The organism is Cohnella thailandensis, from assembly GCF_014212135.1.
In the GTDB taxonomy this organism is placed as follows: domain Bacteria; phylum Bacillota; class Bacilli; order Paenibacillales; family Paenibacillaceae; genus Cohnella; species Cohnella thailandensis.
In genome coordinates, this window is record NZ_JACJVQ010000019.1 from 148,426 (window position 1) to 170,976 (window position 22,551).

26 protein-coding genes are annotated in these 22,551 nt (G+C 55.8%); all 26 read left to right on the forward strand.

The genetic code is table 11. The features are described 5' to 3' along the window. The first annotated feature begins 25 nt into the window (after positions 1-25). Positions 26-2,122 (forward strand): type I DNA topoisomerase, encoded by a 2,097-nt coding sequence (topA, locus tag H7B67_RS21405; protein WP_185121898.1) that lies wholly within the window; start codon positions 26-28, stop codon positions 2,120-2,122. 138 nt (positions 2,123-2,260) lie between these two features. Next, positions 2,261-3,601 carry an FADH(2)-oxidizing methylenetetrahydrofolate--tRNA-(uracil(54)-C(5))-methyltransferase TrmFO gene (gene trmFO, locus H7B67_RS21410; RefSeq protein WP_185121899.1) on the forward strand — a complete coding sequence of 447 codons (1,341 nt, stop codon included), beginning with the start codon at positions 2,261-2,263 and terminating at the stop codon, positions 3,599-3,601. A gap of 90 nt (positions 3,602-3,691) precedes the next feature. Continuing rightward, positions 3,692-4,234 carry an ATP-dependent protease subunit HslV gene (hslV, locus tag H7B67_RS21415; RefSeq protein WP_185121900.1) on the forward strand — a complete coding sequence of 181 codons (543 nt, stop codon included), beginning with the start codon at positions 3,692-3,694 and terminating at the stop codon, positions 4,232-4,234. Between the two features lie 26 nt (positions 4,235-4,260). After that, entirely contained in the window at positions 4,261-5,652 is a 1,392-nt protein-coding gene (gene hslU / locus H7B67_RS21420; protein WP_185121901.1) for an ATP-dependent protease ATPase subunit HslU, read from the forward strand. A gap of 39 nt (positions 5,653-5,691) precedes the next feature. Then, a complete protein-coding gene (gene codY, locus H7B67_RS21425; RefSeq protein WP_185121902.1) occupies positions 5,692-6,459 on the forward strand; it encodes a GTP-sensing pleiotropic transcriptional regulator CodY in 768 nt (255 codons plus the stop codon). A 268-nt stretch (positions 6,460-6,727) separates the two neighbouring features. Next, positions 6,728-7,141: a flagellar basal body rod protein FlgB gene (flgB, locus tag H7B67_RS21430; RefSeq protein ID WP_185121903.1), complete on the forward strand. Its 414-nt coding sequence runs from the start codon at positions 6,728-6,730 to the stop codon at positions 7,139-7,141. Between the two features lie 93 nt (positions 7,142-7,234). Then, positions 7,235-7,621 (forward strand): flagellar basal body rod protein FlgC, encoded by a 387-nt coding sequence (gene flgC, locus H7B67_RS21435; RefSeq protein WP_245363428.1) that lies wholly within the window; start codon positions 7,235-7,237, stop codon positions 7,619-7,621. A gap of 43 nt (positions 7,622-7,664) precedes the next feature. Continuing rightward, positions 7,665-7,970, forward strand: coding sequence for a flagellar hook-basal body complex protein FliE (fliE, locus tag H7B67_RS21440; protein ID WP_185121905.1), 306 nt, complete (start codon positions 7,665-7,667; stop codon positions 7,968-7,970). Positions 7,971-8,014: 44 nt separating this feature from the next. Then, positions 8,015-9,589, forward strand: a complete 1,575-nt coding sequence (gene fliF, locus H7B67_RS21445; protein ID WP_185121906.1) for a flagellar basal-body MS-ring/collar protein FliF — start codon at positions 8,015-8,017, stop codon at positions 9,587-9,589. Between the two features lie 20 nt (positions 9,590-9,609). After that, the gene (fliG, locus tag H7B67_RS21450; protein ID WP_185122306.1) at positions 9,610-10,623 is read left to right on the forward strand and encodes a flagellar motor switch protein FliG; all 1,014 of its coding nucleotides are present in this window, start codon (positions 9,610-9,612) and stop codon (positions 10,621-10,623) included. Then, on the forward strand, positions 10,616-11,458 hold the full coding sequence (gene fliH / locus H7B67_RS21455) for a flagellar assembly protein FliH (protein WP_185121907.1): 843 nt from the start codon (positions 10,616-10,618) through the stop codon (positions 11,456-11,458). The genes fliG and fliH overlap by 8 nt, the downstream gene beginning before the upstream one ends. Next, complete coding sequence (gene fliI, locus H7B67_RS21460) at positions 11,442-12,764, forward strand: flagellar protein export ATPase FliI (RefSeq protein ID WP_185121908.1); 1,323 nt, start codon at positions 11,442-11,444, stop codon at positions 12,762-12,764. Before fliH ends, fliI begins: the two co-directional genes overlap by 17 nt. 14 nt (positions 12,765-12,778) lie before the next feature. Then, positions 12,779-13,225, forward strand: coding sequence for a flagellar export protein FliJ (fliJ, locus tag H7B67_RS21465; RefSeq protein WP_185121909.1), 447 nt, complete (start codon positions 12,779-12,781; stop codon positions 13,223-13,225). Positions 13,226-13,271: 46 nt separating this feature from the next. Beyond that, positions 13,272-14,189: a MotE family protein gene (locus H7B67_RS21470; protein WP_185121910.1), complete on the forward strand. Its 918-nt coding sequence runs from the start codon at positions 13,272-13,274 to the stop codon at positions 14,187-14,189. A gap of 53 nt (positions 14,190-14,242) precedes the next feature. Then, positions 14,243-15,655, forward strand: a complete 1,413-nt coding sequence (locus tag H7B67_RS21475; protein ID WP_185121911.1) for a flagellar hook-length control protein FliK — start codon at positions 14,243-14,245, stop codon at positions 15,653-15,655. Positions 15,656-15,673: 18 nt separating this feature from the next. Next, positions 15,674-16,162, forward strand: coding sequence for a flagellar hook capping FlgD N-terminal domain-containing protein (locus H7B67_RS21480; protein WP_185121912.1), 489 nt, complete (start codon positions 15,674-15,676; stop codon positions 16,160-16,162). Then, positions 16,155-16,556: a TIGR02530 family flagellar biosynthesis protein gene (locus tag H7B67_RS21485; protein ID WP_342592438.1), complete on the forward strand. Its 402-nt coding sequence runs from the start codon at positions 16,155-16,157 to the stop codon at positions 16,554-16,556. Before H7B67_RS21480 ends, H7B67_RS21485 begins: the two co-directional genes overlap by 8 nt. Positions 16,557-16,665: 109 nt before the next feature. Then, positions 16,666-17,487 carry a flagellar basal body rod protein FlgG gene (gene flgG, locus H7B67_RS21490; RefSeq protein WP_185121913.1) on the forward strand — a complete coding sequence of 274 codons (822 nt, stop codon included), beginning with the start codon at positions 16,666-16,668 and terminating at the stop codon, positions 17,485-17,487. 55 nt (positions 17,488-17,542) lie between these two features. Beyond that, positions 17,543-17,779 carry a flagellar FlbD family protein gene (locus H7B67_RS21495; protein ID WP_185121914.1) on the forward strand — a complete coding sequence of 79 codons (237 nt, stop codon included), beginning with the start codon at positions 17,543-17,545 and terminating at the stop codon, positions 17,777-17,779. Next, positions 17,776-18,264, forward strand: a complete 489-nt coding sequence (locus H7B67_RS21500) for a flagellar basal body-associated FliL family protein (RefSeq protein ID WP_185121915.1) — start codon at positions 17,776-17,778, stop codon at positions 18,262-18,264. Before H7B67_RS21495 ends, H7B67_RS21500 begins: the two co-directional genes overlap by 4 nt. Positions 18,265-18,322: 58 nt before the next feature. Further along, a complete protein-coding gene (fliM, locus tag H7B67_RS21505) occupies positions 18,323-19,324 on the forward strand; it encodes a flagellar motor switch protein FliM (protein WP_185121916.1) in 1,002 nt (333 codons plus the stop codon). Beyond that, positions 19,314-20,555, forward strand: coding sequence for a flagellar motor switch phosphatase FliY (gene fliY / locus H7B67_RS21510; RefSeq protein ID WP_185121917.1), 1,242 nt, complete (start codon positions 19,314-19,316; stop codon positions 20,553-20,555). The genes fliM and fliY overlap by 11 nt, the downstream gene beginning before the upstream one ends. Before the next feature lie 21 nt (positions 20,556-20,576). Further along, a complete protein-coding gene (locus H7B67_RS21515) occupies positions 20,577-20,939 on the forward strand; it encodes a response regulator (RefSeq protein ID WP_185121918.1) in 363 nt (120 codons plus the stop codon). A gap of 64 nt (positions 20,940-21,003) precedes the next feature. Next, positions 21,004-21,492: a flagellar biosynthetic protein FliO gene (locus tag H7B67_RS21520; RefSeq protein ID WP_185121919.1), complete on the forward strand. Its 489-nt coding sequence runs from the start codon at positions 21,004-21,006 to the stop codon at positions 21,490-21,492. Beyond that, positions 21,493-22,242 carry a flagellar type III secretion system pore protein FliP gene (gene fliP, locus H7B67_RS21525; RefSeq protein ID WP_185121920.1) on the forward strand — a complete coding sequence of 250 codons (750 nt, stop codon included), beginning with the start codon at positions 21,493-21,495 and terminating at the stop codon, positions 22,240-22,242. Between the two features lie 37 nt (positions 22,243-22,279). Next, positions 22,280-22,549, forward strand: a complete 270-nt coding sequence (fliQ, locus tag H7B67_RS21530) for a flagellar biosynthesis protein FliQ (protein WP_185121921.1) — start codon at positions 22,280-22,282, stop codon at positions 22,547-22,549. Positions 22,550-22,551: the final 2 nt, after the last annotated feature.

The following is a 22,551-nucleotide window of genomic DNA, read 5'->3' on the forward strand; positions in this document are numbered from 1 at the left end:
CGACTGTTGGAGAGGAGGAATGGACGTGGCGGATTCACTCGTAATCGTAGAGTCGCCGGCAAAGGCCAAGACCATTGGCAAATACTTAGGAAGCAAATATATCGTTAAAGCGTCCATGGGGCACATTCGGGATTTGCCGAAGAGCCAGATCGGCGTGGAGATCGGCAACGATTTCCAGCTGAAGTACATTACGATTCGCGGCAAAGGGAACGTCCTCAAGGAACTGAAGGACGCCAGCAAGAAAGTCAAAAAAGTTTATCTCGCGGCCGACCCCGATAGAGAGGGAGAGGCGATCGCCTGGCACTTGGCTCATTACCTCGAATTGGATGAGCAGGATACGTGCCGCGTCGTGTTCAACGAAATCACGAAGCAAGCGGTCAAGGATGCCTTCAAGACGCCGCGGCCCATCAATATGGATTTGGTCAACGCGCAGCAAGCCCGCCGCGTGCTGGATCGTTTGGTCGGCTACAAGATCAGTCCGTTATTGTGGAAGAAGGTAAAGAAAGGCTTAAGTGCCGGACGGGTGCAATCGGTAGCCGTCAAGCTGATCATCGACCGCGAGAACGAGATCAAAGCCTTCGAACCGGAAGAATATTGGAGCATTACGGCGCATTTTCTTAGAGAAGGGAAAGCCTTCGAGGCGAAGTTCCATTCTCTTGGAGACGACAAGAAGGAGCTGTCCAGCGAGTCGGACGTGAACGAGGTGCTCGCCGCCATCGGGAACAAGCCGTTCGCGGTGAGCGAGGTGAAGGAGAAGGAAAGGCAGCGTAACCCGTCTCCTCCGTTCATCACGAGCTCGCTCCAGCAGGAAGCGGCTCGCAAGCTGAACTTCCGCGCGTCGAAGACGATGCAGATCGCCCAGCAGCTCTATGAAGGCGTGGACCTCGGCAAGGAGGGAACGGTCGGTCTCATCACTTATATGAGAACGGACTCGACCCGCATCTCCCCCGTCGCCCAAGAGGAAGCGAAGGGATATATCGAAGGCAAATACGGAGAGAGCTATTATCCCGAGACTCCGAGAGTTTATCTGAAGAAGAACGCGAACGCCCAGGACGCTCACGAAGCGATTCGTCCGACCTCCGTGCTTCGCGAGCCGGACCAGATGAAGCCGTTCCTGTCCCGCGACCAGCACCGTCTCTATAAGCTGATCTGGGACCGCTTCGTCGCCAGCCAGATGTCTTCCGCCGTCCTCGATACGATGACGGTAGACCTCGTCAGCGGCTCCGTCACCTTCCGCGCCAACGGCTCGAAGCTTAAATTCCCGGGCTTTATGAAGGTATACGTGGAAGGCAACGACGACGGAACGACGGAAGAGGATCGTTTGCTGCCGCCCCTGCGTTCGGGAGACGCGGTCGAAACCCGCGAGCTCGACCCGAAGCAGCATTTCACCCAGCCGCCTCCGCGCTATACGGAAGCCCGGCTCGTGAAGACGATGGAGGAGCTGGGAATCGGCCGTCCGAGCACCTACGCCCCGACGCTGGAAACGATTCAGAAGCGCAATTACGTCGCTATCGAAGAGAAGAAGTTTTTCCCGACGGAGCTTGGCGATTTGATCAACCAGCTGATGGAAGAGTTCTTCCCGGAGATTCTCGATACCGAGTTTACGGCGAACATGGAAGACGATCTCGACCATGTGGAAGAAGGCAAGGAGAACTGGGTCGACGTCATCGAGGAGTTCTACAAGTCGTTCGAGAAGCGTCTCGAAGTGGCCGAAGAAGAGATGAAGGAGATCGAAATCAAAGACGAGCCTTCCGACGAGATCTGCGAGAAATGCGGCAGTCCGATGGTTTACAAGATGGGGCGCTTCGGCAAGTTCCTCGCGTGCTCGGGCTTCCCGGATTGCCGCAACACGAAGCCGATCGTGAAGGCGACCGGGGTGATCTGCCCGAAGTGCAAGAAGGGACATATCGTGGAGAGAAGAAGCAAGAAGGGCCGCATGTTCTACGGCTGCGATCAGTACCCCGAATGCGATTACGTCTCCTGGGATAAGCCGGTTGCGAAGCCTTGCCCGGAATGCGGCTCCATGATGACCGAGAAGAGAACGAAGAACGGCGTGACATGGAATTGCACGCAATGCACGCACAGCGAGACGGCTCCGGAAGCCGACGAAGGGACGGATTAAGCCCGAGCTCGCTTGGCGCGCGGCCGAAACGAAACCGGCTGCCGGATGAGAACAGGATGTACCCGAAATAGACTTCTCTTGAGGTCCTCCTAGAACATCCTGGCGCACATTAATTTATTGCCGCAGGAGGTACTCAAGTTGGTTCAGAACAAACACGTCACCGTCGTCGGAGCGGGACTCGCCGGAAGTGAGGCCGCCTGGCAGATCGCTTCCCAGGGAGTTCCCGTCACTTTATACGAGATGCGTCCCGTGCGCCGGACGCCGGCGCATCACACCGAACAATTCGCCGAGCTAGTCTGCAGCAACAGCCTGAGGGCGAACGGGCTGACGAACGCCGTCGGCGTTTTAAAGGAAGAGATGAGACGTCTGGACTCGCTGATCTTATCCGCGGCCGACAAGCATGCGGTGCCGGCCGGCGGCGCGCTCGCGGTCGATCGGGAGGGCTTCTCCGGGGAAGTGACGAAGAGGCTAAGGGAGCATCCGCTCATTACGGTCGTGAACGAGGAATTCACGGCAATTCCGGAGGACGGAATCGTCGTCATCGCGACCGGTCCCCTTACCTCGCCCGAGCTTTCTGCCCAAATCCGCGAGCTGCTCGGCGAAGAATATTTTTATTTTTTCGACGCGGCGGCGCCGATCGTGATGAAGGATTCCATCGACATGAGCAAGGTCTTCCTTGCTTCTAGGTACGATAAGGGCGAAGCGGCTTACCTGAACTGTCCGATGTCCGAAGAGCAGTTCGAAGCGTTCTACGAAGCTTTGACGACGGCCGAGACGGCCGAAGTGAAGGACTTCGAGAAAAACATGGTGTTCGAAGGCTGCATGCCGATCGAAGTCATGGCGGGACGCGGCAAGCAGACGATGCTGTTCGGGCCTCTGAAGCCGGTCGGGCTCGTCGACCCGAATACGGGCAAGCAGCCGCATGCGGTCATCCAGCTTCGCCAGGATAACGCTTCGGGCACGCTATACAATCTGGTGGGCTTCCAGACTCACCTGAAATGGGGCGAGCAGAAGCGCGTATTCTCTCTCATTCCGGGATTGGAGAATGCCGAATTCGTCCGCTATGGAGTCATGCATCGCAATACGTTCATCAATTCGCCTCGCCTGCTGAAGTCGACCTACCAGTTCCGCGGCCGAGACACGCTCTTCTTCGCGGGGCAGATGACGGGAGTGGAAGGGTACGTGGAATCCGCCGCGTCCGGCTTGATCGCGGGATTGAACGCCGGCCGGCTCGCGCTTGGCTTGGAGCTGCTTCCGCTGCCGTCGGAGACGACGCTCAGAAGCATGGCCGAGTACATCACGACGGCGGATTTCCGCCACTTCCAGCCGATGAACGCGAACTTCGGTCTTTTCCCTCCGCTTGATCATCGCGTGCGCAGCAAAAAAGAGAAGAACGACAAGATCGCGGCTCGCGCGCTGGAAGCGATCGAGCAATTCAAAAGCAGCATTCAGAGTCCTAGCGACATTAAGGCCCATTGAAGCAGCGGCAGCCGGTCCGAGCGCCGGCTGCTTCGCCGCGTTTAACGACTAAGGGAATTATTGGAACGACTTCATGGAGGAGGAACGAAGATGGAGATGTCTTTTCACGCCACGACGATATGCGCGGTGCGCCATAACGGCAAAGGAGCCATTGCGGGAGACGGGCAGGTCACGTTCGGCAACAGCATGGTGATGAAGAATACGGCCAAGAAGGTTCGCCGCTTATACCGCGGCCAAGTGCTGGCGGGCTTCGCGGGATCCGTCGCCGATGCCATAACGCTGTTCGAGAAATTCGAGGGCAAGCTGGAAGAGCATCACGGCAATCTGCAGCGCGCGGCCGTCGAGCTGGCCAAGGATTGGCGCTCGGATCGGGTGCTTCGCCGTCTTGAAGCGATGATGATCGTCGTGGACGCCACCGGCATGCTGCTGCTGTCGGGCAACGGGGAAGTCATCGAGCCGGATGACGACATTCTGGCGATCGGTTCCGGCGGAAGCTTCGCCCTGTCCGCGGCGCGCGCGCTAAAGCGGCATGCTCCGCAGCTGGAGGCTAAGGAGATCGCGAAGAACGCCCTGCAGATCGCATCCGAGATCTGCGTATACACGAACAATAACCTCGTGGTGGAAGAACTCTAAGAGCGAATAGAATCGGAGGGATTAGGATGAGTGATCAATGGACGCCCCGCCAGATCGTCGCGGAGCTCGATAAATATATCGTAGGCCAGAAGCAAGCGAAGAGGTCCGTCGCCGTCGCGCTTAGAAACCGGTATCGCCGAGGCAAGCTGCCGGAAGCGATGAGAGACGAGGTCGTTCCGAAGAATATCCTGATGATCGGGCCTACGGGCGTCGGCAAGACGGAGATCGCGCGCAGGCTGGCGAAGCTCGTGCATGCGCCGTTCATCAAGATCGAAGCGACCAAATTCACCGAAGTCGGCTATGTCGGCCGCGATGTCGAATCCATGGTCCGGGATCTGGTGGAAACCGCGATTCGCATGGTCAAGGAAGAACGCACGGAGAAAGTCCGGGACAAAGCGGAGGAGGCGGCCAACGAGCGGCTTGCGGCCTTGCTGGTGCCTTCGCAGGCGAAGCCGAAGTCGCAGCGGAATCCGTTCGAGATGCTGTTCGGCGGCGGGCAGAACAACCAGCCCGAGGAGCCGGAGGAGGTCGACCCTTCCCTGCAAACGAAGCGCTCGGATACTCTTTCCAAGCTGAAGGCGGGTTCCCTGGAGAACGAGATCGTCGAGATCGAAGTGGACGATACGACGCCGACCATGCTCGATATGTTCTCGGGTCCCAGCCAGGATCAAATGGGCAACATGCAGGAGATGCTCAGCCAATTCATGCCCAAGAGGCGTAAGAAGCGTAAGCTGTCCGTCAAAGAGGCGCGCAAGGTGCTGGTGGTGGAAGAGGCGGGCAAGCTGATCGATATGGACGACGTGATCGCCGAATCCGTCGCGCGGGCCGAGCAATCCGGCATTATATTCATAGACGAAATCGATAAAATCGCAAGCAACGGAAGAGGCCAAGGACCGGACGTCTCCCGCGAAGGCGTCCAACGGGACATTTTGCCAATCGTCGAAGGGTCTACGGTAGTGACGAAGTATGGCCCCGTCAAGACGGATTACGTGCTCTTCGTCGCCGCCGGAGCGTTCCATGTGGCGAAGCCCTCCGACCTTATTCCCGAGCTTCAGGGACGGTTCCCGATCCGGGTAGAGCTGTCGAGCTTGACGGACGACGATTTTGTGCGTATCCTTACGGAGCCGGAGAACGCGCTCACGAAGCAGTACGCCGCTCTTCTGCAGACGGAAGGCGTCGAAATCGAGTTTACCGACGAAGCCATCGTCGAATTGGCGCGGATGGCGCAGGACGTGAACCGCAATACCGAGAACATCGGCGCCCGCCGGCTTCATACGCTCCTCGAGAAGCTGTTGGAGGATTTAAGCTTCGAAGCGCCCGAGCTTCAGCTTACGCATCTGGCGATTACGCCTGAATACGTGAAAGATAAGCTGTCCAGCATTGCAAGCAATCGCGATTTAAGTCAATATATTCTGTAAAAAGCCATGCGGGTTGTTAAGTAGGAGGATAAAGCTAACATGAGTTTGTTGAATAAAATGAGATCGTTAAACGCGCTTCTCCAGGAGGCGGCGGGCAAGCCGCTCAACTTCCGCGTCATGGCGGAAGCGCTTCGGGAAACGCTGGCCGGCGGCGTGTTCGTCGTCAGCCGGCGCGGCAAAATTCTCGGGGCGGCTCCGAACGCTTCGTTCGCGGAAGCATGGCTTCGGCAAAATCCCGCGGACGAGCTTCGTTTTCCGTCTGAGACAAACGAACTATTTTTGCGGATTACCTCGACGGCGTCGAATGAAGACCCTTCCAAAACGCTCCATCCGGTCGAGAACGCATTCGCCGGACAGAAAGTGACCATTGTTCCGATTATAGGCGGCGGAGACCGTCTTGGGACTATAGTCCTTGCCAAGGAGCAGGCGGATGTCGGCGACGACGAGCTGATTTTGGCCGAATACGGCTCCACTATTATCGGAATGGAGATCCTTCGGGAGAGAGCGGAGGAGCGCGAAGTCGAAGCGAGGAGCAAGGCCGTCGTCACGATCGCGGTCAACTCCCTGTCGTTCAGCGAGCTCGAGGCCGTCGACCATATTTTCGAGGAATTGGAAGGCAAGGAAGGCCTTCTGGTCGCTTCGAAGATCGCCGACAGGGCGGGGATTACCCGTTCGGTTATCGTGAACGCGCTGCGCAAGCTCGAGAGCGCCGGGGTCATCGATACTCGATCCCTCGGAATGAAAGGAACTTACATTCGAATTCTGAACGGGAAGCTGCTTCAAGAGCTGGAGTCCCGCAAATCCTAACCGAAAATGTTCCATGCCTGCCAAAAGTCCGGTCTTGTTAACAAGATAGGGCTTTTTTCTTATTGTCACTTTTTGTACGATATTGGATGATTGAACTTAGAAAATTTTAATCTCGCCAGAAATCGACGCGGATTGTGGCGAATCCCAAAAAACATGTCGAACATGCAGGATTATCCGCTACGAATGTTGAATAATGGAATGTCGAGTGTATTTTTAAACAAATTTTAGCAAAAAATCCGAACTTAAATTGGAAAAGAGGCGGTTAATAGTGGACTTGTTAGGCGGAGCGTCGTTCCAGAGATTGGAAGGGGCACTTAAAGCCGCTTCGTTGAGACAGCAGGTAATATCCAACAACGTGGCCAACGTGGATACGCCGGGGTTCAAGAGGTCGGACGTCGTATTCGAAGAGCTATTGGAGCAAGCGATGAATTCCGCCGATATCGGAGGATTTACGGGAACGCGCACGGATGACAGGCACTATGTCATCGGCAATTCCTCCGGCTCGCAGCCTTCGGCTCGGATAGTGACGGATGAGAGCACGGTCTTCAACAACAGCAAGAACAACGTGGATATCGATAGGGAAATGGCCCTGATCGCGGAGAACCAGCTCCGGTACAATTTGTTCATTCAACAGGTCAGTCACGAAGTCAAAATGATGCGCACCGCCATTAAGGGGACTTAAGGCTTAACTCGATCGACATTTTAAGGAGGATATTCAGTGAAGCTCAGCGGATTTGATACCAGCGCTTCCGCGCTGACGGCTCAACGGCTCCGGATGGATGTTATCTCTTCCAATATCGCCAATGCCGAAACGACTAGAGCAAGCTACGTGAATGGGGAATTCGTACCATATCGGCGGAAGGAAGTCGTCTTCGAACCCGATCAGGCTAGCTTCTCGGACATTCTTAACGGCAAGCTTGGCGCGCAAAGCGCGACGGGCGTTCGGGTTACGGAGATCAGAGAGGATTCGACGCCGTTTAAGCTGGTTTATAACCCGACTCACCCGGATGCGGACGCGGACGGAATGGTCAGCATGCCTAACGTCGATATCTTGAAGGAGATGGTCGACATGATCTCGGCCACGCGTTCCTATGAAGCGAACGTGACCGCGCTGAACGCCAGCAAAGCGATGTTCACGAAATCTCTGGAAATCGGCCGATAATTCGGTTCGAGAGAGCAGCCATTGATTCCTAGGAGGATCTAGTATGATTAATATACCATCTATATCGGCCATACAACCCGCAATTTCAAGTGCCGCTCAAGCAACCAAAGCAGCAACCCCCGCGGAGGTTACCGAAAGCTTCGCGAATTATCTTCAGCAAGCGCTGGACGGGGTGGCGGCGCAAGAGCAAAACGTACATACGGTGAACGATCAATTCATAATCGGACAGGCGGACGTAAACGACGTGCTGATCGCGGCTTCCCGCGCGGAGCTCAGCCTGGAACTAACCTCACAAATCCGAAACAAGGTTATCGAAGCGTATCAGGAGATCATGCGGATAACCATCTAATCGCAGAATAACGATGCAGCAAAGTTCGCAAGTGAGGTGGAATCGTGAGCGAGAAGTTGGCCCGCGCGAGGGAGAAAGTTAAAAACTTCTGGAACCAATACAGCAAAACGCAAAAATGGGTGCTGGCTTCGACGGCCGGATTTCTCATCATCGCTATCATTCTATTAACCGTTTTATTTACCAGAACGGAATACGAGCTCGCTTTTCAGAATTTGGACTCTACCGATTCCCAAGCGATCATGGAGTATTTGGACAGCAGCGGCATTCCGTACAAGCTGCAGAACGGAGGCACGAGCATCTCGGTGCCGAGCGCCGACGCGGCTAAAGTCAAAGTGGCCGTAGGCTCCCAAGGGCTCGTGCAGAACGGATCGATCGGCTTCTCGGAGCTCAGCAAGAACTCGTCCTCCATCGGCACGACCGATCAGGAATTCAACGTCAAGTACCGCAACGCTCTTAACGGCGAGGTTCAGCAGCTTCTGCTCGGAATGCAGGGAATCCAACGCGCCAAGGTGTTGATCAACCTCCCCGAGGAGAGCGTGTTCCTGAACGACGAAGACAGGGAACGGGCATCCGCTTCCGTGCAGCTTACGTTCAAGCCGGGCTTCCGTCCTAAGCAGGAAGAGATCGACAGCTACTTCAATCTCGTGAAGACGTCGGTTCCCAACCTTAGCGTCGACGATATTACGATCACGAGCCAATCGAACCAACTGACGCCTTCCGCGGAGATCGGAGGCAGCGGCGCGGTAAGCGGAACGCTGCTCGACCAGCAGTTCGAGATTCAGCGGAAGTTCGAGAACGGAATCAAGACGAAGACCGAGCAATTCCTGTCGACGATGGTCGGCATGGACAAGATGGTGGTCAGCGTCGTCTCCTCGCTCAACTTCGATCAGAAGACCCAGCAGGAGTCTCTCGTCAGGCCGCTTGACGACAACGACAACAAGGGCATTATCATCAGCGAGACCAATTCCGCCGAATCCTACACCGGTTCGGACAGCTCGGCCGGAGGCGTGGCGGGAGTCGGCGAAACGGATATCGCGAATTACCCGTCCGGCGGCGGATCGAGCGGCTCCTCTTCCGAGAAGACTCAGACGCAGACGAACTACGAACCGAGCCGAGTGACGACGAGCACGACTTTCGCGCCTTATCAGGTCAAGGATCTGTCTATCAGCGTTGCTCTCGATTCGGAAGGAATGACTCCGGAGAGACAGCAGTCGATTCAGCAGAAGCTCGTGAACGACGTTCGCACTTTGCTGGCGGATTCGGGCCAGACCCTGACGGACGATGAGTTGGCGAAGAGAGTATCCGTCATCGCGGAACCTTTCTCGGTCGCGGAGGCCAGCTCCGGAGGTCTCTCGGTATCGCCTTCGACCATGTGGATCGCAGCCGCCATTGCGCTTGCCCTGCTTGGCGGAGGAGGCTATCTTCTCTACCGGCGCCGTCAGAAGGCAAAAGAAGAGCAGGAGCTTGCCGCGGTGGATCTCCCGAGAGTGGAGACGCCTACGATCGATATCGACAGCGTGTCGAACGAGAACCAAGTGCGCAAGCAATTGGAAGGATTGGCCAAGCGCAAACCGGACGAATTCGTCAATCTTCTCCGGACATGGCTTGTGGATGAATAGAGGTGTCAATGGTGGCTAAGATGGGATCGGGCAATTATCAATTAAGCGGCCGCCAGAAAGCAGCGATTCTGCTGATCACCCTGGGGCCGGACGTATCTGCTCAAATCTTTAAGCATTTGCGCGACGACGAGATCGAGCAGTTGACGCTCGAGATCGCGAACGTTCGCAAAGTCGACAGCGCGGAGAAAGACGCCATCCTGGCGGAATTCCATCAAATCTGTCTGGCGCAGGAATTCATCTCCCAAGGCGGGATTACTTACGCGAAGGAGATTCTGGAGAAAGCGCTCGGATCGCAGAAGGCGTCCGATATCCTGCATCGCTTGACGGCGACCCTGCAGGTGAGGCCGTTCGACTTCGCCCGGAAGGCGGAGCCGACCCAGATCCTCAACTTTATCCAGAACGAGAACCCGCAGACGATCGCTCTCGTGCTGTCCTACCTGCAGCCGGATCAGTCGTCGGCCGTACTCTCCTCGCTGCCGCAAGACAAACAGGCGGATGTCGCGAGAAGGATCGCCCTGATGGACAGCACCTCGCCGGATGTTATCGCGCAGGTCGAGAGAGTGCTCGAGCAGAAGCTTTCGTCCACCGTTACTCAGGACTATACGAACGCGGGCGGCATCGAGGCGATCGTTCAGATCTTGAACGGCGTCGACCGAGGCACCGAACGCACGATTCTCGATTCTCTCGAAATTCAGGATCCGGAGCTGGCGGAAGAGATCAAGAAGCGGATGTTCGTCTTCGAGGACATCGTCAATCTGGACAACCGTTCCATTCAACGAATCATTCGCGACATCGAGAACGCCGATCTCCAGCTTGCGCTCAAGGTGGCCAGCGACGAGGTTCGGGAAGCTATCTTCCGCAACATGTCCAAGAGAATGGCGGACACGTTCAAAGAAGAGATGGAATACATGGGACCCGTTCGGCTGCGCGACGTGGAGGAAGCGCAGACTCGCATCGTAGCGACGATTCGCAGGCTCGAAGAAGCGGGCGAGATCATTATCGCTCGCGGCGGAGGAGACGATATTATTGTCTAATCTCATTAAATCCTCCCATGTCATCTCTCTAGAGGATCTGAAGCGAATCGAACAGCTGCGGCTCGCAACCAAACCTCGAAATATTTCGGATTCGGCTGGCGATAGCGAAGGAATATCCTCGGTTGATGTCGAAACTCAAACAATGAAGGAACGGATTCTTCAGGATGCCCAGCAGGTAGCCGAAGACATTCTAATCGCGGCCAGGCAAGAGGCCGAGCAAATCCGGGAGCAAGCTGGCAAGGAAGCCGAGGAATGGTGGCAGTCGCGCAGGCAAGAGGATGAGCAGACCGCCGAGTCGGCCAGGCAGCAGGGCTATGAAGAGGGATTCCTTCAGGGAAGCGAGCAAGCCGAACGGCAGATGCGGGAGCGATGGGAGCATACGCTGCAAGAGGCGACTTCGATTGTCCGGCAAGCTTATCTGACGAAGGATAGCATCATTGCCGACGCGGAGCTTTTCCTCGTGGAGCTAAGCGTTAAGATCGCCGAGAAGGTGATCGCCTCCAAGATCGAAGAAAGGCCCGAGCTCGCGATCGAGCTGATCGCCAAGGCGCTTGCCCGGCGCAAGGAACAAGGGGTCATCACCCTTTGCGTCGCTCCTTCTCAATTCGCATTCGTTCAAGCCGCGAAGGACGAGCTGTCGCTGGGAATCGACTCCCAGGCCGAGCTTCAGATCATTCCGGACCAGACGGTCGGCGAAGGAGGCTGCATCATCCGTTCCTCCTTCGGCAGCATCGACGCGAGAATCGATACGCAATTGACCGCCATTCGCGAGGAATTGTTGAGAATCGCCGCTTACCCAGCCGAAGTGAGGGATGCCGATGTCCAGACTCCTTGACGTGTCTAGGTACGAAGAGGCGCTTGAATGCTTCGATCCGATTCGAGTGAACGGCAAGGTCACCCAGATCATCGGCCTGACGGTCGAATCCGAAGGACCGGACGCCAGCATCGGAGACGTATGCACGATTCACCCGCATAAGGGAGGAACTCCCATTCTGGCCGAGGTTGTCGGCTTTAAGGACAATCGAGTGCTTCTCATGCCGCTTGGCGATCTCCACTCGGTCGGTCCCGGCTGCGACGTGGTAACGACCGGCAGACCCTTGTCCGTGCAAGTCGGCTCCGAGCTGCTCGGCAAAGTATTGGACGGACTCGGCAGACCGCTTGACGGGTCCAGCTTGCCGGCGAGAATGCCCCATTATTCGACTCACAACTCGCCGGGCAACCCGTTGAACCGTCCGAGAGTCGTCGAACCGCTCGGGACGGGAGTGCGATGCATCGACGGCTTGCTCACGGTCGGCCAAGGCCAACGGATGGGCATCTTCGCGGGATCCGGCGTCGGCAAGAGCACCTTGCTCGGCATGGTTGCCCGAAATACCACGGCCGACGTGAACGTCATCGCTCTGATCGGCGAACGTGGGCGCGAGGTGTTGGAGTTTATCGAGCGCGACCTCGGGCCCGAAGGGCTCGCCCGATCGGTCGTCGTCGTCGCTACCTCCGACCAGCCCGCGCTTATTCGGATGAAAGGCGCTCTGATCGCGACGACCATCGCCGAATATTTTCGGGACCGCGGCCTTAACGTCATGCTGATGATGGATTCCGTTACCCGCTACGCGATGGCGCTGCGCGAGGTCGGGCTGGCGATCGGCGAACCTCCGGCGACAAGAGGCTACACGCCTTCCGTCTTCGCCGCCCTCCCTAAGCTGTTGGAGCGGGCGGGAACCGGACCGACCGGATCGATCACCGCTTTCTATACCGTCCTCGTCGACGGGGACGACATGAACGAGCCGATCGCCGATGCCGTTCGGGGGATCCTGGACGGACACATCGTGCTCAGCAGGCAGCTCGCGCACAAGGGGCATTATCCCGCGATCGACGTATTGGCCAGCGTTAGCCGGGTCATGAAGGATATCGTCTCCGAGGATCAACAGGATTCGGCAGAGCAGCTTAAACGATTGCTATCCGTTTATAAGGATTCGGAAGACCTCATCAATATTGGGGCGTACCAGAACGGAACGAATCCGGAAATCGATAAATCCATCCAGTTTATCCAGACGATCAACTCCTATACCCGGCAGAAGACGTCCGAGAAGGTGACTCTTCAGGAGGCGCAGGAGAGATTGATCATCGATTTCTACAAGAGATGAGGTCGTGAGCGACAATGAAGTTCCATTATCCCCTTCAGAAGATTGTCGATCTGAAAGGCAGCGAGAAGTCGATGGCGGAGTGGGAATACGCGGCTTCTCTCGGGAAGCTCAAGGCGGAAGAAGAAACCTTAGCCTCCTTGACCCGCGATCTGGAGCAGATGGCCCAGGCTCTCTCGGAACAGACGAAGCGTCCGACCTCCTTGTTCGAGATCCAAAGAATGCAGGAATACATAGGCTGGCTTGAGCAGCGGATTCGGCACCAGCGCGAAGGAGTCCGGAAGGCGAAGGAAGCGGCCCGTCTCCGTCAGAGGAAGCTGGCCGACCGCACGGTGGACGAGAAGGTGTGGCTGAACGCCCGGGATCGGGCGAAGGAGCTGTTCGTCCAGCAAGCGCTCGCGAACGAACAGAATACCCTGGACGAGATGGCTGTGATGAGGGCGGCTGCCTCGGCAAGGAGATAAGAGAGTCCATCAGGTTCAACATCCAAACAGAGAAGGAGGGGATTTCGTGTCGGATGCTAATGCGGAGAAAGAAGGCTATTCCGGCTTCGAGCGGTTCCTCTTTTTCCTGACTCCGATCTTGTTTACAGCCGTTCTGCTAGGCGTATTGTTGTTCCTGTTTAATGGCGATTTGCGGGACTCGGCCCTAAAGGTAGGCAATAAGATTCCGGTGCTCAGTTCCATTTTGCCGGAACCGTCCAAACCGGAAAGCACGGAAGTCAGCGAAGAAGATCTATCGGTTTCCAACGCAAAGAAAAAAATCGACGAGCTGAACGCGCAGCTTGTCAGCGCCCAATCGGAGCTGCAGCAAGAGAAGGATAAGTCGGCTCAGAACGAACAGACGATCGCGCAGCTTCAGACCCAGATCGAATCGCTGAACAAGCAAATTCAGGACAAAACGCTCACCTCCGAGCAATACGATTCGAAAATTACGGGACTTGCCGATATGTACGGCAAGATGGTGCCGGGCAAGGCGGCTCCTATCTTGGAGAGCATGACGCTGGAGGAAGCCTCGCTCGTGCTGGGCGCGATGACGGACACGCAGCGCGGACGCATTCTGGAGAAGATGACTCCCGCCGTCGCCGCCGAGGTAACCACGAGGTTAAAGGACGCTAATTCCGTCGAGGATCAAGAGATCGCGGCCTTGCAATCGCGCATCAAGGAGCTGGAATCCGTCAATTCGGACACTTCCATCCTGGACACTTCGGCGCTTAGCAACACGTTCTCTTCCATGCAGCCTGCCAGCGCGGCAGCCATCCTGTTCGAGATGTCGCAGACGAATCAGGCGAAGACGCTGCGAATTCTCGGCGCGCTTCCCGATGCTTCCCGTTCTCAGGTCCTGGCGGCCATGGCGAGCCTGGATGACGATAATGCCAAGAAGAAGACAGCCGATCTCGTCAGCAAGCTGATGCCGGCGAACCCGTAATCGTCGCTTCCAATCTAACGACTCGCAATGACTTCGGGAGAGGGGGTGAAAACATGAACATGCTCGTAACGAACACGGCTTCGCTGATCGCATCCGCATCCAGCCAAGGAGGGACGGCCAAATCCTCCGGAGGAGACGGTTTCGCCGGAGTGCTCGTACAAGCGCTAGGCGGTCAGTCGTCATCGAATTCCGCCGAATCCGGATTTGCCTTGCCGACGAATATCGCGGCTCTCCTTGGACAAGCCGGTACGGAAGGGAAGGAAGGAGACGAAGACTCTCTTTTGTCCGTTCTGAACGAATGGCTGCAGCAACTCTCTGATTCCCAGGGAGTAGACTTGTCTTCGGAAGATTCGCAGAACGCGCTGAACGAACTGCTGGCCGCGCTTCAAGCGTTGCTTCAGAATTGGACGATTCCGGCCGATGCCGTTACCGGAAATTTCGAGACGGACGGGGACAACGCGGCCATGACCGCAGCTTCGGCCTCTTCGAATGGCGGCCAATCGGGCACTTTGATGCTGCTGCTGCAAGCCTTGAATCAAGCGGCCAAGAACCATAACGGCAAGCTTGACGCCAACGCTCTCGAGAGCGTCGCCGAGCAATTGAAGCAGATTGTCGCTTCCGGAACGGCGACAAGCGAAGGTTTGAATCTCGACACTCAGGCCGAGAAGCCGGTAGAGACGAGTCGGGTCGGCATCCTGCAACCGATCGGAACGACGGGAGTTCAGCAGCAAGCGGCAACGCAAGCCGTTCATCAGCAAGCCGCCGTCGACAACCGGAAGGCGACGACCTTCAAGGAACCGGTTATCTACTGGAACCTGCAGCAGGAATCGACTTCTATCGCTCCAAAGACGGATTCATCCGTCGTCCAATCGGCTAACGAAAGCAACTCCTCCGAGAATAACGGCACGACGTTCGCGTGGACGCTGCAGGCTCAGGACATGGCTCGGCCGAAGGCGGATATCCCGGCGGCGAAGCCGGCATTGCCCGCTCAAGTACCGGTTCAGCAATTCAGCCAGCAGATCGGCAATTATCTGGTGAAGCAATTCGTTCTCTCGAACGGCAACGGCTTCACGGAAGCGAGAATTACGCTTGCTCCCGAACATCTCGGGACGGTAGACGTTCGACTCTCGATGCAGGACGGCCAGTTGACCGCTCAATTCGTAACGCAATCCGGCACGGCCAAGGAATTGATCGAGAATCAGATGGGCATGCTGCGCAGCTCGCTTCAAAGCCAAGGAATTCAGGTGGACCGAATCGACGTGGTTCAACAGCCGTATGAGGCTTCGGATTCAACCTCTTTCATGAGCGATGAGGATCGGGGTTCGAACGCGGGGCAGGGCGGCGGCCATTCGAATCATAGTCGACACGATGCTATCGAAGATCAGGCAACCTTTGAGGATGAGCTCGAGAGAACGACTCTGATCCGCGAAATCGGCTTCGGCGGTTCCATTAACACGACGGCATAACGGCAGGGGGTGAAAATAATGGCAGGCAGTTCCAGTTCGGTTAACTGGCCGAATTACTCCACTCAGAACGTTCAGAGAGCATCCAAGCAAACGTCTTCGACGGGTTCGGCCTCCACTCTGGGGAAAGACGAGTTTCTGAAGATCCTGATCACTCAGCTTCAGAATCAGGACCCGATGCAGCCGTTGGAGGATAAGGAGTTCATCTCCCAGATGGCTCAGTTCTCGGCGCTGGAGCAGACGATGAACATGGCGACCCAGATCGGGGCGCTTCGGAACGCTCCGGGCATGGTGGCCAACACGCTTGGCATGAACGTGACCTGGAACGAGACGGATAGCAGCGGCAAGACCGCGGAGAAATCCGGAATCGTGGATTCGATCGTCACGAGAGACGGCGTTGCTTTTGCGCGGATCGGCGAGAAGGAGATCAAGATGGAGGAGATCACATCGATTTCCAATCCGCCTGCGGACGATTCCGATTCCGGCTCGGAGGTGAGCTCAGGTGAGTGACCGAATGCTTGTCGGCCATCTGGCGGCCGCAAGGCCGGGGCCCGTAACAGGCATACGAACTTATCCTGCGCAATCCGATGGCGGCACGACGGCGGCAAGCCATGCAGATCCGTCTTTCGAACAACTTTTAGCGCAAGCCAGACTGAAGTTCAGCCATCATGCGGAACAGAGGCTTCAACAGAGAGGCATCAAGTTCCAACCGGAGCAGATCGATCGAATCGCCAGCGCGCTCGATCAAGCGGAAGCCAAAGGAGCGAAGGATTCGCTCGTTTTATTCCGGGATATTGCGATGATAGTCAATGTGCCTAACCGTACCGTCGTAACCGCAATGGACGGTTCCTCGATGAGAGAACATGTGTTTACCCAGATCGACAGCGCTGTCGTCGTTAGCTAGACGAAGCGACTGAGCTTGTAGGGCCGGACCTCGTTAGGGGGCCCTGGAGCCGCGGATCGATTGAAGCGGCGTCCAACGATAAATGAGACCTTGGGAGGTTGTTGATTGCATGTTGCGTTCGTTGTATTCCGGTGTATCCGGCATGCGTGGGTTCCAAACGAAATTAGACGTAATCGGCAATAACATCGCGAACGTAAACACGACGGGCTTCAAATCAAGCCGCGTCATGTTCAAGGACATTCTGAGCCAATCGATGTCCGGCGTTACCGCTCCCGTAGAAGATACGCAAGGCGGCGTCAACGCGAAGCAAGTCGGCCTGGGCGTCACGGTAGCCGCCATCGATACCGTACATACGGCGGGCAGCGCTCAAACGACTAACGTCCCAACGGATTTGAGAATCGACGGCGACGGCTTCTTCGCCGTCAGCCCGACCGGAGAGACAGAAGGGGCGTACCTGACTCGCGCAGGCAACTTTACGCTTGACGCTCTCGGTTATTTGGTCAATGCGGACGGCATGTACGTGCTCTCCGCGGATGGAGCTATCCAGGTCGATCCCGAGACCGTAACGGCGTTCTCGATCTCGCAGGACGGTAGCGTTCTGCCCGTGGATGCGGATGGGAATACGGGTGAACCCATCGCTCAGATCGGCGTAGTGAGGGTTATAAACCCTGCCGGTCTCGAGAAAGTAGGAGGCAACCTGTACCGGATGACGCCGAATGCGAATCCGGATAGCGATCTGACGATCGGAACGGCCAACGACCCAGAGACGGGAACCGGATCGATCATAGCCGGACAGCTCGAGATGTCGAACGTGGATCTGACGAACGAATTCACGGAAATGATCGTTACGCAACGCGGATTCCAAGCCAATTCCCGGATTATTACGACTTCAGACTCCATTCTGGAAGAGGTCGTCAACCTCAAACGGTAATTGAAGTCCTGCCAAGGAGGCGATGAGCCTCCTTCGGCAGCACGGGGGGATTCCAATGATCGGCTTGACAAGACTCAACGGCACCAAATTTTACGTAAACGCGTTACTGATCGAAATGATAGAGGAAACACCGGATACGTTAATCACGCTTACGACCGGCAAGAAACTCCTGGTATTGGAAAATTCTTCGGATGTGAACAGATCCATCCGGCAATATTTGCGCAGCATCGGCGTGTTGGCGGCGGTCACGGGACCGGCGGCCAATCCGCAATCGGAGGGAGCAACGTCATGAAAAAAATGTTACCTTGGCTGGTTTCACTGCTTCTGGCGATCACGTTAATCGTCATCGTCGGATTATACTCATGGTCTACTCTATTCGGAGATTCAGGTTCCGACTCGAAGGATCCGGCGAAGCAGGCTCAGGAAAGCGTCAAGGACGTCTCAGCCGAACCGATGTCTGCCGATGAGATGATCAAGGTCACATCCGAATTGAAGGATATTAAGACGAATATTGCGGATACGGAATATGTCGTCATGCTGAGCTTGTCCTTCCAATTGGACAGCGAGAAATCGAAAGAAGAGTTCGAGAAAGTCAAGGACATTCAGATCAAGCCGATCGTAAACCGCGCGCTATGGGTTCTTACTCCGGAAGAGCTGAGCGGGACGGAAGGCAAGGATAAGCTTCAAGCCTCCTTGATCAACGCGATCAATCCCGTCCTGTCCGAAGGCAAAGTGACGAAAGTCGAAATTACGAACTTTATCATGACCCAAATTTAAGATAAGCCTAAAGGCGAGTACATTCGAGCGGTAAGCTTGCGGAAAGGGGTGAGTAAAATTGGTTGACGTTCTTTCGCAAAATGAGATAGACGCGCTGCTAGCGGCGTTGTCCTCCGGCGAGATGGATGCCGAGGAGCTTAAGAAGGAAGAAGCGCAGAAAAAGGTTCGCGCCTACGACTTCAAGAGAGCCGTCCGATTCTCCAAAGATCATATCCGCAGCTTGACGCGTATTCACGAGAATTTCGCGCGCTTCCTGACAACCTATTTCTCGGCCCAGCTGCGAACGTTCGTCCAGATCAATGTCGTCCAGGTCGAACAATTGCCCTACGACGAATTCATCCGCTCCATTCCTAAGATGACGATCCTGAACATCTTCGAAGCGGAGCCATTGGAAGGCCGAATGGTTCTTGAGGTTCACCCGAACGTTGCTTTCGCCATGCTTGACCGACTTCTGGGAGGAGCCGGCTCGGCGCCTAGCAAGATCGGAAGCCTGACGGAAATCGAGAACATCATTTTGGAGAAGATCTTCAGCCGGGCGCTTGAATCCCTTCAAGAGGCATGGAAGACGATCGTGGATATCGAACCTCGCCTCGAAGGATTGGAGACGAATCCCCAATTCATGCAGATCGTATCCCCGAACGAGACGATCGCGCTGATCTCGTTAAGCACGAAGATCGGCGATACGACCGGGATGATCAATCTATGTATTCCTCACGTCGTGATCGAGCCGATCATGTCCAAGCTGTCCGTCCATCATTGGTTCGTTTCGCAGAAGAAAGTGAGGGCTCCGGAAGAAGTCAATCTTCTTGAGCATCGCGTCAGCAAAGCGAAGCTGCCGATCGTGGCCGAATTAGGCTCTTCCGTCATCTCCATTCATGAATTTTTGAACCTCGGCATAGGGGACGTTATCTCCTTGCACAAGGAGACGGGAGAAGGCCTGGAGATCAAGGTCGGCGATAAACTGAAGTTCATCGGCAGCCCCGGGACGGTCCGAGATAGGATGGCCGTACAGATAGTAGAGATTGTCAGCGAAGGAGTTGAAGAGTTAAATGACGAGTAAAGATTACTTATCCCAAGAAGAGATAGACGCTCTCCTTAGACAATCTTCCGCCTCCGAGGAGACGGCGGCCGCTTCGGCAAGCGAGAAGGAGGTAACGATCGACGATTACTTGACTCCTCTGGAGCAAGATGCCTTGGGCGAGATCGGCAACATTACCTTCGGAAGCGCGGCGACGGCACTTTCTACGCTGTTGGGCAGGAAGGTAGACATCACGACCCCGAAGGTATCCATGATCTCGAGAGATCAATTCGTCGAAGAGTTCCCCAAGCCGCATGTCGCGGTTCACGTTCGTTACGTAGACGGCTTCGAGGGAATCAACTCTCTGGTCATTAAATCCTTGGACGCGCAAATCATTGCCGACCTCATGCTAGGCGGAGAAGGCAACGTTAATTCCGAAGAATTGAACGAAATACATATCAGCGCCGTTCAAGAAGCGATGAATCAGATGATGGGTTCCTCCGCGACGTCCATGTCGACGATCTTCAACCGGTTCGTGAACATCTCGCCCCCGGGCGTCGACATCATGGACGTCAAGGAGAACGCCGGCGTTTCGAATCTTCCTCAGGAAGACGTCTTCGTCAAGGTATCGTTCCGCCTCAAGATCGGCGATCTGATCGATTCCACGATCATGCAGCTCTTGACGGTATCCTTCTCCAAGGAGTTGGTAGCTTCGCTGATCGGCTCGTCCGATCCGGCGCCGCAGCCGACCGCCGCCCCAACTCCGGCGCCCGCAGCACCTGCGCCCACTCAGGCGCCTGCCGCCGCGGCTCCAGCGCCGACGCCGCCTCCGGCCGCGCCGGCGCCTCACATGCAGCAGCCTCCGGCTTCCATGCCGCCGGCAATGCCTTCGTACGGCTACCAGGAGCCTCATCATCCTCAATCGCTCGGCGGTTCGGGAATGAATCGGAATGTCAACGTGCAACCCGTGCAGTTCTCTAATTTCCAAGGCGGAGGAAGCCATCCTGTCGACGAGACGAATCTCGGGCTCTTGATGGATATTCCGCTTAAAGTGACGGTAGAGCTAGGCCGCACGAAGAAGCAGATCAAAGAGATTTTGGAGCTGTCTCAAGGTTCCATCATCGAGCTGGACAAGCTGGCCGGCGAGCCCGTCGATATTCTGGTCAATAGCAAGCTGATCGCCAAAGGCGAAGTCGTCGTTATCGACGAGAACTTCGGCGTGCGGGTAACCGATATCGTCAGCCAATGGGATCGCGTTCAAAAAATTCAATAAACCCCTCGGGAGGAACCTACAATGGCAAACCGTATTCTAATCGTTGACGATGCAGCGTTCATGCGAATGATGATTCGCGATATTCTTACCAAAAACGGATACGAAGTGGTCGGAGAAGCTCAGGACGGAGCGCAGGCCATCGAGAAATACAAGGAGCTTCTTCCGGATCTGATCACCATGGACATCACGATGCCGGAGATGGACGGCATTGCGGCTCTGAAGGAGATCCGCAAGATGGATTCCAACGCCAAAGTCATCATGTGCTCCGCGATGGGCCAACAAGCGATGGTTATCGACGCTATCCAAGCCGGAGCGAAGGACTTCATCGTCAAGCCGTTCCAAGCGGATCGCGTTATCGAAGCTATCAAGAAGACGCTCGGATAAGCTCGTGAGACTCCCGGCATTAAACGCATTGGCAGCTGGGAACGATTTTGACGGGGCTTCGGGCATGGATATGTTAAGAATTCTGCTCGTTCTGGCGTTAATAGTCGGTCTCATCATTTTCGTGCTTAGATTTATCGGCAAAAGAAACCGCGGCTGGTGGATGAACCGTTCGCTTCGCTCGCTGGGCGGAGTGGCGGTCGGAACGAACAAGTCGCTTCAGATCGTCGAATGGAACGGCCGCATCTACGTGCTGGGAGTAGGGGAGGACGTCAACTTGCTGGAGGTCATCACGGACTCCGACACGGTCGCCGCCTTGCTCGCCGAGCACGATGCGGCAAGCGCGAATTCCGAAGCGTCGATTCCCGCATGGCTGAAGCGCTTCGGCAACCGCGGCAACCCGAATGTATCTCCGTCCGAGGATTTGTCCTCGGGCTCGGAAGGGGGAAGCTTCGAGCAGACGCTGGAAGCTCGAATGCGCGAACTCTCGGAACGGCGTCAGAGGGTGGATCAATTGCTAAACAAGGATCGTTCCGGGGATCGGACGGATGATTAAATGAAGAAGAAACTATTAGTCAGTTTGATTGTCATGCTCTTGTCTTCGTTGCCGATCGGCGCCGCGGCCTTCGCTTCGGAACCTATCGTTAGCATCGATATCGGAGATGGAGGCGAGCCTGTCGGGGCGTCCTCCTTGACCTTGCTTCTGGTCATCACCGTATTAAGCTTGGCGCCGGCTATCCTGATCATGATGACCTGCTTCACCCGAATCGTCATCGTGCTCGGATTCGTTCGTACCTCTCTCGGTACGCCGACGATGCCTCCCAATCAGGTGCTGATCGGTCTTGCGCTGTTCATGACCTTATTCGTGATGTCTCCGACGATCTCGCAAGTGAACCAGCAGGCTGTACAGCCTTATCTGGACGGCGAGATTACCCAGACGGAAGCCTTGTCCAAAGCCGCGGTACCGATGAAAGAATTCATGTATAAGCAGACAAGAGAGAAGGATCTTCTCTTATTCATGAATTATACGAAGACGGAGAAGCCGGAGACCTATCAGGATATTCCGCTAACGGTTCTGGTTCCCGCTTACGCCATGAGCGAGCTGAAGACGGCCTTCCAGATGGGCTTCATGATCTTTATCCCGTTTCTAGTGATCGATATGGTCGTCTCCAGTACCTTGATGGCCATGGGGATGATGATGCTTCCGCCGGTCATGATATCTCTTCCGTTCAAAATCCTGCTTTTTGTCTTGGTTGACGGTTGGTATCTTGTCGTTAAATCGCTGCTGACCAGCTTCCAGACTTGATTCTGGATTCTAAACTAAGAACGAAGGGGGATGAATGATGAGCGCGGAGTTTATTATCGGCTTGGCGGGAAGAGCCATGTACATCATTCTTATGGTCAGCGCGCCTATGCTCGGCCTTGGCTTGCTGGTCGGCTTGCTCGTCAGCATCTTCCAAGCAATGACGCAAATTCACGAGCAGACCCTTGCCTTCATCCCGAAGATTATCGCGGTATTCGTAGCGCTATTAATCTTCGGGCCATGGATTCTAAACATGCTGGTCGATTTCACTTCGAATTTGCTGGGCAACTTGGCAAATTACATTGGATGACG